At 42.3% G+C, this 14,325-nt stretch carries 15 protein-coding genes; 12 read left to right on the forward strand and 3 right to left on the reverse strand.

Features of this window, described 5'->3' with window-relative positions:
• Window positions 1-71 precede the first annotated feature (71 nt).
• The 5 genes from aspS (at window position 72) to D0907_RS06570 (ending at window position 4,092) form a co-directional block, all read left to right on the forward strand.
• The gene (gene aspS, locus D0907_RS06550) at window positions 72-1,841 is read left to right on the forward strand and encodes an aspartate--tRNA ligase (RefSeq protein ID WP_036969365.1); all 1,770 of its coding nucleotides are present in this window, start codon (window positions 72-74) and stop codon (window positions 1,839-1,841) included.
• 107 nt (window positions 1,842-1,948) lie between these two features.
• On the forward strand, window positions 1,949-2,155 hold the full coding sequence (locus D0907_RS06555) for a hypothetical protein (RefSeq protein ID WP_036969362.1): 207 nt from the start codon (window positions 1,949-1,951) through the stop codon (window positions 2,153-2,155).
• Window positions 2,152-2,742 (forward strand): pentapeptide repeat-containing protein, encoded by a 591-nt coding sequence (locus D0907_RS06560; RefSeq protein ID WP_231387321.1) that lies wholly within the window; start codon window positions 2,152-2,154, stop codon window positions 2,740-2,742. The genes D0907_RS06555 and D0907_RS06560 overlap by 4 nt, the downstream gene beginning before the upstream one ends.
• Window positions 2,743-2,772: 30 nt before the next feature.
• The gene (locus D0907_RS06565; protein ID WP_036969359.1) at window positions 2,773-3,357 is read left to right on the forward strand and encodes a GNAT family N-acetyltransferase; all 585 of its coding nucleotides are present in this window, start codon (window positions 2,773-2,775) and stop codon (window positions 3,355-3,357) included.
• 3 nt (window positions 3,358-3,360) lie between these two features.
• Window positions 3,361-4,092, forward strand: coding sequence for an alpha/beta fold hydrolase (locus tag D0907_RS06570; protein ID WP_036969357.1), 732 nt, complete (start codon window positions 3,361-3,363; stop codon window positions 4,090-4,092).
• Between the two features lie 17 nt (window positions 4,093-4,109).
• Here the strand turns inward: D0907_RS06570 and D0907_RS06575 are convergent, their stop codons facing one another.
• Window positions 4,110-4,997, reverse strand: a complete 888-nt coding sequence (locus D0907_RS06575; protein ID WP_208706591.1) for an MBL fold metallo-hydrolase — start codon at window positions 4,995-4,997, stop codon at window positions 4,110-4,112.
• Window positions 4,998-5,233: 236 nt separating this feature from the next.
• On the opposite strand from D0907_RS06575, the gene D0907_RS06580 reads away from it, so the two are divergent.
• Window positions 5,234-6,076 (forward strand): isopenicillin N synthase family dioxygenase, encoded by an 843-nt coding sequence (locus D0907_RS06580; RefSeq protein ID WP_036969353.1) that lies wholly within the window; start codon window positions 5,234-5,236, stop codon window positions 6,074-6,076.
• A gap of 161 nt (window positions 6,077-6,237) precedes the next feature.
• A complete protein-coding gene (locus tag D0907_RS06585; protein ID WP_036969351.1) occupies window positions 6,238-7,644 on the forward strand; it encodes a DEAD/DEAH box helicase in 1,407 nt (468 codons plus the stop codon).
• Window positions 7,645-7,706: 62 nt separating this feature from the next.
• On the opposite strand, the gene D0907_RS06590 is transcribed toward D0907_RS06585, so the two are convergent.
• The gene (locus D0907_RS06590; RefSeq protein ID WP_118844192.1) at window positions 7,707-8,453 is read right to left on the reverse strand and encodes a DUF3307 domain-containing protein; all 747 of its coding nucleotides are present in this window, start codon (window positions 8,451-8,453) and stop codon (window positions 7,707-7,709) included.
• The gene (locus tag D0907_RS06595) at window positions 8,450-9,067 is read right to left on the reverse strand and encodes a hypothetical protein (RefSeq protein ID WP_065979348.1); all 618 of its coding nucleotides are present in this window, start codon (window positions 9,065-9,067) and stop codon (window positions 8,450-8,452) included. Before D0907_RS06595 ends, D0907_RS06590 begins: the two co-directional genes overlap by 4 nt.
• A 156-nt stretch (window positions 9,068-9,223) precedes the next feature.
• Between D0907_RS06595 and D0907_RS06600 the strand changes: the two genes are divergently transcribed.
• The 5 genes from D0907_RS06600 to nagB all read left to right on the forward strand — a co-directional run bounded on the left by D0907_RS06600 (window position 9,224) and on the right by nagB (window position 14,322).
• The gene (locus D0907_RS06600; protein ID WP_118844193.1) at window positions 9,224-9,718 is read left to right on the forward strand and encodes a LabA-like NYN domain-containing protein; all 495 of its coding nucleotides are present in this window, start codon (window positions 9,224-9,226) and stop codon (window positions 9,716-9,718) included.
• Between the two features lie 373 nt (window positions 9,719-10,091).
• Window positions 10,092-11,006, forward strand: a complete 915-nt coding sequence (gene nagK, locus D0907_RS06605) for an N-acetylglucosamine kinase (protein WP_036969344.1) — start codon at window positions 10,092-10,094, stop codon at window positions 11,004-11,006.
• On the forward strand, window positions 11,006-12,118 hold the full coding sequence (nagA, locus tag D0907_RS06610) for an N-acetylglucosamine-6-phosphate deacetylase (protein ID WP_036969341.1): 1,113 nt from the start codon (window positions 11,006-11,008) through the stop codon (window positions 12,116-12,118). The genes nagK and nagA overlap by 1 nt, the downstream gene beginning before the upstream one ends.
• A 64-nt stretch (window positions 12,119-12,182) precedes the next feature.
• On the forward strand, window positions 12,183-13,313 hold the full coding sequence (gene nagX, locus D0907_RS06615) for a transmembrane glucosamine N-acetyltransferase NagX (protein ID WP_065979347.1): 1,131 nt from the start codon (window positions 12,183-12,185) through the stop codon (window positions 13,311-13,313).
• A 214-nt stretch (window positions 13,314-13,527) separates the two neighbouring features.
• On the forward strand, window positions 13,528-14,322 hold the full coding sequence (gene nagB / locus D0907_RS06620) for a glucosamine-6-phosphate deaminase (RefSeq protein WP_075594118.1): 795 nt from the start codon (window positions 13,528-13,530) through the stop codon (window positions 14,320-14,322).
• Window positions 14,323-14,325 lie beyond the last annotated feature (3 nt).

Genomic DNA, 14,325 nt, shown 5'->3' on the forward strand with positions numbered 1-14,325 from the left:
GTGGCTTTTGCTCTCAAAATAGCGAACTCTTAAGAGCAGGCGGCTATAAGTCTTTAACTGACAGGAATACTATGCGCTCTATATATTGCGGACAGCTAAATAAATCTCACGTAGATCAAGAAGTTGAACTATGTGGTTGGATCAATAAACGCCGTGACCTTGGTGGACTTATTTTCGTCGATTTGCGTGACAGAGAAGGGCTCGTTCAAGTGGTATTTGATCCTGAAGTAGAAGGATTAATGGACACTGCGAATAAACTACGCCAAGAGTTTTGTGTGCAGTTAAAAGGTGTTGTTCGCGCACGCCCTGAAAGCCAAGTAAATAAAGACATGGCAACAGGTGAAGTTGAAATTTTAGGCACAAGCTTAACTATCATCAACCGTTCAGAGCCATTACCTCTTGATTTTAATCAGCAAAACTCTGAAGAGCGCCGTTTAAAATACCGTTACCTAGATTTACGTCGTCTTGAAATGAGTGACCGTATTAAACTACGTGCAAAAGCGAGCAGCTTTGTGCGTCGTTTCTTAGATGACAATGGTTTCTTAGATATCGAAACACCCGTACTTACAAAAGCAACACCAGAAGGTGCGCGTGACTACTTAGTACCAAGCCGTGTGCACAAAGGCAGCTTTTATGCATTGCCTCAGTCGCCACAGTTATTTAAACAATTACTAATGATGTCGGGTTTTGACCGTTACTATCAAATTGTTAAATGTTTCCGTGACGAAGATTTACGTGCTGACCGTCAGCCAGAATTCACACAAATCGATTTAGAAACGTCATTCATGAGCTCTAATGAAGTTCGTGCGATGACAGAAAAAATGATCCGTGAAATGTGGCAATCACTGCTTGACGTTGATTTAGGTGACTTCCCTGTCATGCCTTACAGCGAAGCAATGCGTTTATACGGTTCAGATAAGCCAGATTTACGTAACCCAATGCAACTTGTTGATGTTGCTGACTTAGTCAAAGACGTTGAATTTAAAGTTTTCTCAGGCCCTGCAAACGACGAAAAAGGCCGTGTTGCCGTGTTAACTGTACCAGGCGGTGCAGAGCTTTCTCGCAAGCAGATTGACGACTACACTAAATTCATCGGTATTTATGGGGCGAAAGGCCTTGCATGGATGAAGGTTAACGACCGTGCTGCGGGCGTTGAAGGTGTACAATCACCAATCGCTAAATTCTTAAATGAAGACGTGATTAACCAATTACTTGAGCGTACTAATGCGCAATCGGGCGATATCATTCTATTTGGTGCAGACAAACGCAACGTGGTTAACGAAGCAATGGGTGCGCTACGTCTTAAGATTGGTGTTGATTTAGGTATTACAAACCTTGATAGCTGGAAACCGCTATGGGTTGTTGACTTCCCAATGTTCGAAGAAGACGACGAAGGTACATTACATGCGGTTCACCACCCATTCACGGCTCCAAAAGAAATTTCGCCAGCAGAGCTAGAGGCAAACCCTGCCGCAGCAATCTCTGATGCATACGACATGGTATTGAATGGCTATGAAGTAGGTGGTGGCTCAGTACGTATTCACAACGCCGACATGCAAGAAACAGCGTTTAGAATCTTAGGTATTGATGCACAAGAGCAACAAGACAAGTTTGGTTTCTTACTTGACGCCCTAAAATACGGTACACCACCGCATGCAGGTCTTGCGTTTGGTCTTGACCGTTTAGTGATGTTGCTATGTGGCACTGATAACATTCGTGACGTAATTGCATTCCCTAAAACAACGCAAGCATCATGTTTATTAACAGATGCACCAAGCAAAGCTAATGCGGATTCGTTAACAGAGCTTGCGATTAATGTGGTTGCAAAAGACGCTGAGTAATTCTTAATAAACTGAATTATAAGCTTTAATGAAAGCCCTAAGGTGTACCCCTTAGGGCTTTTTTGTGTTTAAATTAATTTTTATATGGTGTATTTCAAGGAGTGGGTATGAATATAAACGCCAGCTTTATTAATTACTTAATGCTTATTTTAGTTCCGTTTTTTGCTGTAATGAGTTATTACCTCGGTAAACGTAAAACGACAACCCCTATCATTGTCGCTATTATCGGTGGTTTGTTAGGTTTAATGCCTTTATTTGGTCTGGTATTTATTGCTGTACTGGCGCTTAAAAAAGATATTGAGACGAGCGCGTGATCACAAGCCATTCGCTTTATTTTGAACACACCTTTGAAGTAAACCTAGCAGGGCAAACATTTTCGCATTGCGAATTTGAGCAATGCGAATTTATCGACTGTGACTTTAGCCACAGCCAGTTTGAAAACTGTCGGTTTATAGAATGCGAGTTTAAAAACTGTAATTTAGCGGCGCTTGGGCTCAAGTATACCTCACTTGAAGAGGTGAGCTTTAAAGCGTGTAAATTAAACAGTGTACGCTTTACAGATGTTGATTGGCCGCTGCTTGCCACCCGTGCCCCTGTGAGTTTTATTGGCTGTGAACTTAGCCATAGCAGCTTTTTTGAACTCAGTTTAAAGGCCTTAAAAATGCGCAGCTGTTTTGCTAAAGATGTTGATTTTAGGCATGCGGATTTATCATCTGCTGATTTTACTGATACTGATTTTCGTGACAGCGTGTTTCAACAAACCAACCTCAGTAAAGCTAATTTTATTGGTGCCAGCCATTTTGCTATTGATATAACCGCTAATAATATAAGTAAAGCTAAATTCGAGCGTTATGCAGCTTTGGACTTACTCGCCGGGCTCGATATAGAGCTGGTGGATTAAGTACCATTACTAATAGGATTAAGGAAAGTCATGAATTTAAGTCCCACCTCCTTGGAAGGAAAATTTATTAAATTAGTGCCATTAACACCAGCGCATCGTGATGCACTTGTAAATGCAGCCGCAGATGGCGAGTTGTGGAAATTATGGTTTACCTCTGTGCCCAATGAAGAGCGTGTTGATGATTATTTAACCATGGCATTTGAGCAACAAGCTCAGGGCCGAGCATTACCATTTGCAGTTATAGACCAGCAAAGTGGCGAGGTTATCGGCTCAAGCCGTTTTTGTAATATTGATACTAAAAACCGCCGTTTAGAAATTGGTTATACTTGGTATGCCAAGCGCTTTCAGCGCACAGCCGTCAATACCGAATGCAAAAAGTTACTGCTTAGTTATGCTTTTGAAACCCTGCATGTGATTGCTGTAGAGTTTCGTACTCATTGGCACAATTTGGCATCACGCAATGCTATTGCACGCTTAGGGGCTAAACAAGACGGTGTACTTCGAAACCACCAAGTAATGGCCGATGGGCATGTGCGTGACACGGTGGTGTTTTCAATTATTGATGGCGAGTGGCCGATGGTTAAACGCAGTTTAGAATATAAATTAGAGCAGTAGAAAGTGTTGACTCTAAGAAAAATAACTTTGTTATTAGCGTTTACGCTTTTTGGACAGCGAGCCATTGCTACTGAAACTGAGGTTTTGTTTGATACCCAACGATCGCGCCATATTTCAGTGACGATAACGCCTACCGATAGTAAATGCACCGCGCAGAAAAAGTGCCCCGTTGTTTTTATTGGCGCAGGTTACGGTATGGCGCATACAGATTATCAATTTGCGCAGCAGGTTTTTCATCAGCATGGCTATTTAACGGTTGAAGTTGCGCATGAATTAAACGGTGACCCAAGTTTAAATCCTGAGCCGCCTTACATGACGACACGGATGGAAAATTGGCATCGCGGTGTAGAAACGCTGGTGTTTTTAGTGAATGAACTTAAAGGGCGTTATCCTGCGTATGATTTTAACCAGTTAACCTTGTTTGGGCATTCAAATGGCGGCGATATTGCAGCCTTGTATGCCGCTATTTACCCAGCGAAAGTGAGTAAAGTGATCACCCTTGATCATCGTCGTATGCTGATACCACGTAATAAAAACATTGCTGTGCTTACGCTACGCGGCAGTGACTACCCTGCAGATGACAACGTATTGCTCACACAGCAAGAGTTGGCTTTATACCCTGTTACACAAGTAACAATGGCAGGTTCTCGCCATAATGATATGTATGATGGTGGTCCAAAAGTACTGGTCGAGCGTATGCGCAAAGAGCTCGATGCGTTTTTATCACGCTATTAATTATTTTTGATATTCAGTTAAAACTGGGCATCAATATCGCTGCGGAAATTAAAATATCCCATCTCAACGAGGTTGTTATACACACCTTCTATATTTAGTGGCAGCCATTGTTGATACATTTTTAAATGGCTGTATTTCTCTAAAGTAATTTCTTTTTGTAAGGTTGAGAGTTTTTTGCCTGCTAACATGCCATCGCGAACGGCTGCATGTAAGTCTTCAATATAGTGTAAGTAAGACACCACATCATCGCGGTTGCCAGTATCAGCGTGCCCACCTATAAACACAGCAAAAGGTGGCTCATTAAGAATGGCCTTTGTGGAAGAGAGCATTCCGTTAATATCGTACCCTATGAGGTTTTTATAAGGCATGCGGCCAAGTACAATCCAATCAACAACGTAAAGTACATTAGCTGGCATAAAACGCATACTGACATTACCTCGGCCATTATTTGGCCCGTAGTAATTAAGAAGCACGTAACTATCACCTAATTCGATTTTGAGTGTATCGGTAAATGTCAGATCAGGCAGGGCTGTCGGCACTTTATTCAATCTTAGGTCGTCATCGGCAAACTTATGAGAAACGACGGTGGTGTTTTTATCAATGAGTTCATTACCGCCCATGGCATGGTCAACATGGCTATGGCTGTACACCATGTATTTAATGTCGGCGTTAAACGTTTTCTTTATATAACTTTTTAAATATTTTGCGGCATCACTATTGAGTGGGTCAGTCACTAATGCAACCTTATCAACGATCATAAAGGCGCTGTGGTAATGGCCGGCACTAAAGCGGTATATATTGTCTTTAATATTTTCAACCTTATAGCTTGTCTGTTCTACTGCAAAGGTATATTGACCGAGTAGCATTAGTAAGCTGAAAAGTACAAGGTGAAGCCTGGCGAACATAAACAATCCTTTTACGTTGAAACGTATCTAAATAAGCACATTAAAGTGCGTTCTAGCGTGTGTATTATAGTCGATAAAGTTTAGTTGATCTGTGTCAAATTTCAGGAACTCAGCTTGTAGGGGAGGACATAAGTCCTTATATTTTTAACTGCGTTTCTCTATCCTCGCGAAGCGCTATAATGAAGAAATGCTATGCTTAGCACAGACTTCTAGAACCTTATTCACTGGAAAAGACAATGCAACATTTACCTACCGTTGATTATAAAGCGAGCGATGCGGCCGCTCAATTTGTTGAGTCACTAAGAAACACAGGTTTCGGTGTATTAAAAAATCACCCAATTCCTCAGTCATTAGTTGAATCAATCTATAAAAATTGGCAAGAATTCTTTAATTCTGAGCAAAAGCATGCGTTTTTATTCTCAAAAGAAACACAAGATGGTTATTTCCCGCCGTCTGTGTCTGAAGTTGCAAAAGGCTTTACCGTAAAAGATATTAAAGAGTACTACCACGTTTATCCTAAAGGCCGAGTGCCCGCACAATTAGAAGAAGAAATTCGTGAGTACTATCGCTTAGCCAATGAGTTTGCAGCCACACTTTTAAGCTGGGTTCAAGCTGAAGCACCAGAAGACGTGCGTGCTAAGTTTTCTATCGATCTTAAAGATATGATTGCAGACTCTGAGCAAACACTTTTACGTATTTTACATTACCCCCCCATGACGGGTGATGAAGAGCCGGGTGCGATTCGCGCCGCTGCACATGGCGATATTAACTTATTAACGGTTTTACCAGCAGCGAACGAACCAGGTTTGCAAGTACAAACAACAGATGGCGGTTGGTTAGATGTTCCGTGTGATTTTGGTAACCTGATCATCAATATTGGTGACATGTTACAAGAAGCGTCAGGTGGTTACTTCCCATCGACTATTCACCGTGTGATCAACCCAACGGGTAAAGCGTCAACGAAATCACGCATTTCGTTACCGTTATTCCTTCACCCGCGTCCAGATGTTGTATTGTCTGAGCGCTATACTGCCGATAGTTATTTACAAGAACGTTTACGTGAGCTAGGCGTTAAGTAAAAGCAAACGACTAGAAAGAAGCGGCTCAGGCCGCTTTTTTCGTCTTTAATACACATACCAATAAATCGCCGTTATAAAATAATTCCATGCATTATTGGCTATCATAGGTATAATGCGCGCACTTCGGCAATTCAGCTGACTTTTTGAATTTGAGAGACACTATGAGTTTTGATGGCTTAGGATTATCACAGTCTTTAGTTAATGCAGTTTTAGAAAAAGGCTATGAAACACCTACGCCTATTCAAACACAAGCGATCCCTGCGATTATAGCGGGTAGAGACGTGATGGCCGCGGCGCAAACCGGTACAGGCAAAACAGCAGGTTTTACTTTACCGTTAATCGAGCGTTTAGCCAAAGGCAAAAAGGCAAGTGGAAATCGCGTGCGCGCGCTTGTGCTTGCACCTACACGTGAGCTTGCATTACAAGTGAGCGAAAACGTAGAAGAATATGCTAAGCATTCTAATATTAGTTCGTTTGTGGTGTATGGTGGCGTTAAAATTAACCCGCAAATGATGCGCCTTCGTAAAGGTGTTGATATTTTAGTTGCAACACCGGGACGCTTACTGGATTTACATAATCAGAATGCGCTCCAGTTTGATACCTTAGAAGTGTTAGTGCTTGATGAAGCCGACCGTATGCTTGATATGGGCTTTATTCACGATATTAAACGTATCATTGCGAAGTTACCTACGCAGCGTCAAAATTTGATGTTTTCAGCGACGTTCTCTGATGAAATACGTGCCTTAGCAAAGGGACTTATTAACGACCCAGTCGAGATTTCTGTAGCAGCTAAAAACACCACCGCAAAATCTGTGTCACAATCGGTTTACGCGGTTGATAAGTCAAGAAAAACAGCCCTATTGAGCCATTTGATTCGTACCAACAATTGGCAACAGGTATTAGTTTTTAGCCGTACCAAACACGGTGCTAACCGTTTGGTTAAACAGTTAGAGCGTGATGACATTGTGGGCGCGGCTATTCATGGTAATAAATCGCAAGGTGCGCGTGTTAAAGCGCTTGAAGGTTTTAAAAATGGCGAAGTACGCGTATTAGTTGCCACAGATATCGTAGCCCGAGGGCTTGATATTGTTGAGCTGCCGCACGTTATCAATTACGACTTGCCGAATGTGTACGAAGATTATGTACACCGAATTGGTCGAACTGGTCGTGCAGGTGCTTCTGGGCATGCTATTTCGTTTGTGACAGCCGAGGATGCCATTGATCTATACGGTATTGAACGTTTTATTGGTGAATTGATCCCGCGCGCGACTGAAGCAGGGTTTGAACCAAGCAATCCCGTGCCTGAAAGAGAGCTTGATGCACGCCCAATTAAACCTAAAAAGCCGAAAAAAGCCAAACAGCCGTTTTCTAAGCCGAAGTCGGATAGTAAAAAACCAAATAGCAATGGCAGTGGCATAGGTCCACGCCGTGGTGGTTCGGGAAAAAAATCTAATGCCACTAAAGGAAGTGACGAGCAAACACAAAGCCCATGGGCTAAGCGTCAGTCTGTAGGGGGGAATGCTCAACGCAAACGTCGCCCTAAAAACGGTGGCTCAAATAACAGCTAATTTATCGGTTGATTAATAAAAAGCGCGCCTATTTTGGCGCGTTTTTTTATGGGTCTGCAAAGTCACACTGCTTTGAGGTAATTAACCGCTAAGCCAATGAATAAAGTCATGCTGACACTGAGTAAGGTACCGAGCATAACGTATTCAGTCAGTTTTTTATCTTTACTGGCACTTAAATCACCAAAGCGGAATACGGATTTTGCTGCAAGTAAAAAGCCAACGCCTGCAAATTGGTCCAGTAAGATAAATGTTAGCATTAATACGCGCTCAAGCATGCCAATACTTTGTCCTGCGGCTGGTAAACTGCCAGTGGCGCTAAAGCCAGATGTGATGCGCTCTAACATCATGCGAATAAACACCGCTGTTGGATTTAAAACCAATAAATAGCCACACAGCACCCATAATGTTGCCGGTTGCATCAACCATTCCCAGCTATGTGTAAAAAACTCATCGTTGTCGCTTAACCATATAGCCAGTAATAACAAGATAACTAAATGTGTAAGTTGGTCGACAATAAAAGGAACCACGCCTTTACTTGAGTAAGATTTAGCAAGGTCGATTACATAGTGTGTAACCATAATTACTGCCGTGGCGATAACGACGCTTGAAAGTGCTTGCCAACCATAATTAAACTCCCAAAGTAATAGCACCAAAAATGAGCTAACACCGTGGGTGAGCACGTGTAAGTAAAGTTTACTGGCACGAAAGTGGCGTGTATTTCTGTCATGCACCCAGCTCATGGGTTGCCAGTAAAAGTCGGCAATTAAATGCGCTAAAATTAAGCTTACGATAAGTAATGAAAAACTCATGTTGTCATTCCTTTGAGTGTGGTTTGGCTGTACTGCATAAAACGTTCAATTAATTGGTAGTGAGCTAAATTTAAAAGTTTTGTGACATTGGCTCGGCTTGTTGCGAGTTCTTTAGCAAGTTCGGCATGATTGTTGTGTTCTGCTGTTAAATAATAAAACAACGCATTTGCTTGTTTTTGACTCATTTTTTCAAGTAATACTTCAATTAGTTCAATATTGAGTAAAAAACCCTCGTCAAGGGGCTGATTGTCGATTTGTAAAGTGAGTCGTTGATGGCCCATATTATCTAACCCCCGCCCAGATAGAGTATAGGCACTGCCTGTGGCTGTTTTTATATCAGCCCGTGGATTATCAACCTTTCCAATGGCCAGGCTTTGTCTGAGCTCATAATTAGCGGCTTTCATTTGCAAATATAAAAGTATCGCCGCACAACATACTGTATCAGGCGTCGCTAGATGCAGTTGCATAGCATCGCCGCGGTAAATGGTATAGTCAGCGTCGAACCGATTAGCAATAAAGCGTAGACTCTGATCAAGCTGATACAGCATCGCGTCGTATTCTTGCTGGGGGATTTTTTGTGATTTAATTAAATCACCACTGATCACCGCTATCATTATGGATTTCCTTTTTAAAGTAACTTGATTCGGTTACATCGCGATAAGTAACCAAATTCGGTTACTTTGTTTTATGTAACCAATTTAGGTTACTCTTTCGTAAATTTCAACCAAGATATGCTACAGTGTGATCAAACCACTAAGAATAGAATCAGTATGCAAGCAGTTGATAAGCAAAAAGTCGGCATTTTTGTTGATGTGCAGAATATTTATTATACCTGCAGAGAGAGCTATAAAAAGAATTTTGATTACAATGCCTTCTGGGCGAAAATGAGCGAACGATATCAGATTGATTGCGCGATTGCGTATGCAATTTATCGCGGTGATGAGAAACAGTCTCAGTTTCAAAATATTCTCCGTGCGATTGGCTTTGAGGTAAAACTTAAACCTTTTATTCAACGCCGCGACGGGAGCGCAAAAGGGGATTGGGATGTTGGTATCACGATTGATATGCTTGAGCATGCAAAACAACTCGATAAAATGATTTTGCTCTCCGGCGATGGTGACTTTGCCTTATTGCTTGGCCACCTAGCACACAACTACCACATTCCTTGCGATGTGTATGGCGCTGAATACCTTACTGCCGATGTGCTTAAACACGCTGCTGCTGAGTTTCATTGTATTGATGATTCATTGTTGCTCGGTAAGTGAAGAAAAATTATTCCATAATAAATAAAATATTTAAATAAAGTATTATTTTAGCTAAGCTAACATGAGTTACACTGATTACAAATAAAGGAAACGTGGTTTGTCAAAACCAGATTTATGCCAAAAAAGGTGTGAATGAAAGCGTTATCAGCCATCCTTGGTGGAGAATTAAAATTTCTTACCTTTAAATAAAGCTATTTAATTCAGTGGATTATGAATAAATATGAAACTAATGCTAATTTTTATAAAAAATATAATGACAACGCTGTCATTTTTTGTGTAACATTAAATCAACATGGGTCGAGATGATTTCGCATTCAGATAAGAAAAAAAGTGCGATTGAGACAAAAACTAAACGAAGGTTAGGGGTCGTTAAATGATGGCGAAGAGTGTGAGTGAGGACCAGTTGTTTATTGGTATTGATGGTGGCGGAACGAAATGTCGAGCAACTATCTACTCTGTTAAACAGGGTGTATTAGGAACCGGCCTGGGTGGTCCAGCGAATCCATTACATGGTTTGGAACGCACACTTGAATCAATCATGGTTTCCACACAGCTTGCGCTTCGAGACGCGGGATTACCCCTTGAAACGGTTCATCAACTTTATGCTGGCTTAGGATTAGCGGGTGTAAATCTTCCGAGCCTTTACGATAAAATTATGGAATGGGATCATCCATTCAAACAAATGTTCTTAACGACCGACTTACACACCGCGTGTATAGGGGCACATGAGGGCAGTGATGGCGCTGTTATTATCACAGGCACGGGCTCATGTGGTTTTTCATGCGTAAATGGTCGCACGACTAACTTTGGTGGCCACGGTTTTGCGTTAGGCGACAAAGGAAGTGGCGCATGGATGGGCTTAGAAGCAATTAAAGCCGCATTACTTAATTTAGATGGCTTAGGGCCTTCAACGAGCTTAACGAGAGTGATTACTGAACATTTTTCTGCTGAAAATGCGATGGGTATTGTTGAGCAAATGTCGGGACAGCCTTCAAGTAGTTATGCAAAACTAGCGCGCTATGTGTTTGACGCTGCTAATAATGGCGATGCGGTTGCCACTGCTATCGTTCAAGATGGTGCTGATTATGTGAGTAAATTAGCGCACCGTTTACTTGAAAATAAGCCTCCTCGGTTATCGATGATTGGTGGCCTAGCGGAGCCCCTTAATAAATGGCTTGATACCGAGATAGCAAAACGCGTAGAAGCGCCTATTCAGCCACCAGAAATGGGCGCTGTGTATTTCGCACAACAATCAGTGCTCGAACAAAATCAAGAGGTTGCTCTGTAATGGCTACTTATCATGCTACGTCATTGTTTACCGGTGACGAGTTTTTAGAAAATGTTTTTTTTAGTGTTGCAAATGGGGTGATGACATTTGTTGATGCTGTTGATAATGCGATTGAATTAGATGGCTTAGTCGCTCCGGGTTTCATTGATGTACAAGTGAATGGAGGAGGCGGTGCCTTCTTTAATGCTGAGCAAACAACAGAATGCTTAGACCGAATAGCGAAAGCACATGGTCAATTTGGCACTACGGCACTGATGCCCACCTTGATCACCGATAAAGTCGAAGTAATGGCGATGGCGGCTGATGCAACAGCCAAAGCACTTGCTGAGGGGGTACCTGGGGTACTAGGAATACACTTCGAAGGCCCACATTTATCATTCCCTAAAAAAGGCACGCACAGTGAGCAATTCATTCGACCAATAACAGAACAAGAATTTGCGATTTATGCACGTCAAGACTTGGGTATAAAAATGGTGACCTTGGCACCTGAAAGTGTCAGTACCGACGACATTGCTCGTTTAATCGAATGTGGTGTAAAAGTATCTATTGGTCACACGAATGCTGATTTTGCGACAACGAATGCAGCACTTGCAGCGGGAGCCGATGGGTTTACACACTTATTTAATGCTATGTCAGCGTTTACTTCTCGAGAGCCTGGTGTTGTTGGTGCCGCGCTTTGGGATGATAACAGCTGGTGCGGGTTGATTGTTGATGGTCACCATGTACACCCATCATCAGCCAAGTTGGCAATTCGTACCAAGCAACGTGGGAAAATCATGTTAGTCACAGATGCGATGCCACCTGTGGGTACAAATGATATGGAATTTGATTTTTTTGATGGTCGAAAAGTAATTCGAACAGGTGATCGTTTAAATTCAACGACGGGCGAGTTGGCGGGCAGTGTATTAGACATGGCAAGCGCGGTGCGAAACACCGTGAATACCTTAGATGTTAGTTTAGCGGAAACATTACGCATGGCGTCACTGTATCCTGCACAGTACCTCGGTTTAAAGAAAAAAGGCCGCTTACTAGAAGGCTATGATGCCGATTTTGTCGTACTTGATGAGCATCAATGTGTGACAGCTACTTTTATTGCTGGTAAAGCGCTGTAATTAACTTCCCTGGTAAAAACCCCCGCCGTTGTATCGCGGGGCTTTTTGTATTCGAGGTAATAACATGACAACAACACACCCTACAAAAAAACGTTTAGCCTCATTAGATGCGCTTCGTGGCATGGACATGTTTTGGATATTAGGTGGTCAGTCGATATTCGCAGCGCTATTTGTGTTAACAGGCTGGACTGGCTGGAAAGTATTTGAAGCACATACTGTGCACAGTGCCTGGCATGGCTTTACTTTTTATGACTTAATTTTCCCGTTATTTATTTTCTTATCAGGCGTTGCTATGGGGCTTGCACCGAAGCGCATTGACCACTTAAGTTGGGATGAGCGTAAAGTGTATTACCGTAAGGCAGCTAAACGTTTGTTATTATTGTGCCTATTAGGGATTTTGTATAATCATGGTTGGGGCACAGGCATGCCTGTGGCGCTTGATGAAATCCGTTATGCCAGTGTACTTGGTCGCATTGCGATCGCGTGGTTTTTTTGTGCCATGCTAGTGTGGCACACGAGTCTGCGTACTCAAGTTATCACGGCATTGTCTATTTTAGTCGGTTATTGGGTCCTTTTGTGCTTTGTGCCAGTACCCGGTGGCAGTGCAGGGGACCTATCTGCAGCGGGGAGTTGGAATGCATGGTTTGATGCACATTTATTACCAGGCATTAGCTATCAAAACCGTGTCGTTGACCCAGAAGGCGTGCTGTCGAATGTTCCAGCGATTGTTAATGCTTTAATCGGTGTGTTTGCAGGCCAACTTATTGCCCGAGCTCAGCAAATGGGTGAATGGAAAATGTCGGTGATACTGTTTGCCTCAGGGGTTATCTGTGTGTGTTTAGGCTGGTTATGGGACTTACATTTTCCGGTAAATAAAGAATTATGGACGAGTTCGTTTGTATTGGTCACTGTTGGCTGGAGTGCGATGTTACTTGCTGTGTTTTACGCGCTGGTGGATATTCTGCCAGGCCAGCGAGCAGCGTATCCATTTGTGATCATTGGTGCTAATTCAATTATTATTTATTTGGCATCAAGTTTGGTGAATTGGGGTTATGTAAGCCAAAGTGTGTTTGGTGGAGTGATCCGCTCAACACCAGAAATATGGCAGCCTTTAATGAGTGTTATTGCATTACTGGCCGTTCAAATGCTGGTGTTACATTGGATGTACCGCCGCAAAATTTTTGTGAGTGTATGACAAAATAGCCCCATTTTTTGTCGAAAACAGTTATTTTTTATTCACTTTTACTTTACAAAATTAAATCTAAAAGTGATAATGACAGCGTTGTCATAATGGTTGTAGTCACTGTACCGTATCCTGGCAGTGGCTTGATCTAAAACCCAATTAGATTGCACGTGTGGTTGGGTTTTAGATCCCATTTTTTTCCAACTTAAAATTAGAGCTAATCGATATGCAAATAGTGATTCTTGATGATGCCGCACAAGTCGCAGCCTATGGTGCTGACATCTTTGCAAAACAATTATTAAAAAAGCCAGCGTCAGTACTTGGTCTCGCAACAGGTTCAACACCTGTTGCGCTATATCAAGAACTCATTACTAAAAATAAAGCGGGTGATATTTCCTTTAGCCAAGCGACAACATTTAATTTAGATGAATACTTAGGTTTAACAGGTGAGCATCCACAAAGTTACCGATACTTTATGAATGAGCAGCTGTTTAATCATATTGATATCGATAAAACCAATACGCATGTGCCGCCAGGGGATGCAGAGAATCCTTTGGTTGCGTGTAAAGACTACGAGCAAAAAATTGTCGATGCGGGCGGCATCGATGTGCAATTACTGGGCATTGGTCGTAACGGTCACATTGGCTTTAATGAGCCGTCGTCAGGGCTTGCATCACGCACACGTGTTAAAACACTGACTAAAGCAACGATAGATGATAACGCGCGTTTTTTTGCTGAGGGCGAATACCAGCCTCATTTATCAATTACGATGGGGATTGGCACCATTCTCGACGCTAAAAAAGTGGTGCTGCTAGCTACAGGTGAAAGTAAAGCCGATGCTGTACATGCGATGGTTGAAGGCCCATTAATGGCGAAATGCCCAGCATCAGCATTGCAGCTACACAAAGATGCAGTGATTATTATCGATAAAGCTGCCGCAAGTAAATTAGAAGATTTGGCGTTTTATCAGCACATAGAGGCTGAAAACCAAAAATTACAGGCACACCTAGCGAGCTTGTAAAAT

The sequence above is a fragment of the Pseudoalteromonas lipolytica genome (assembly GCF_003515105.1).
GTDB lineage: Bacteria > Pseudomonadota > Gammaproteobacteria > Enterobacterales > Alteromonadaceae > Pseudoalteromonas > Pseudoalteromonas lipolytica.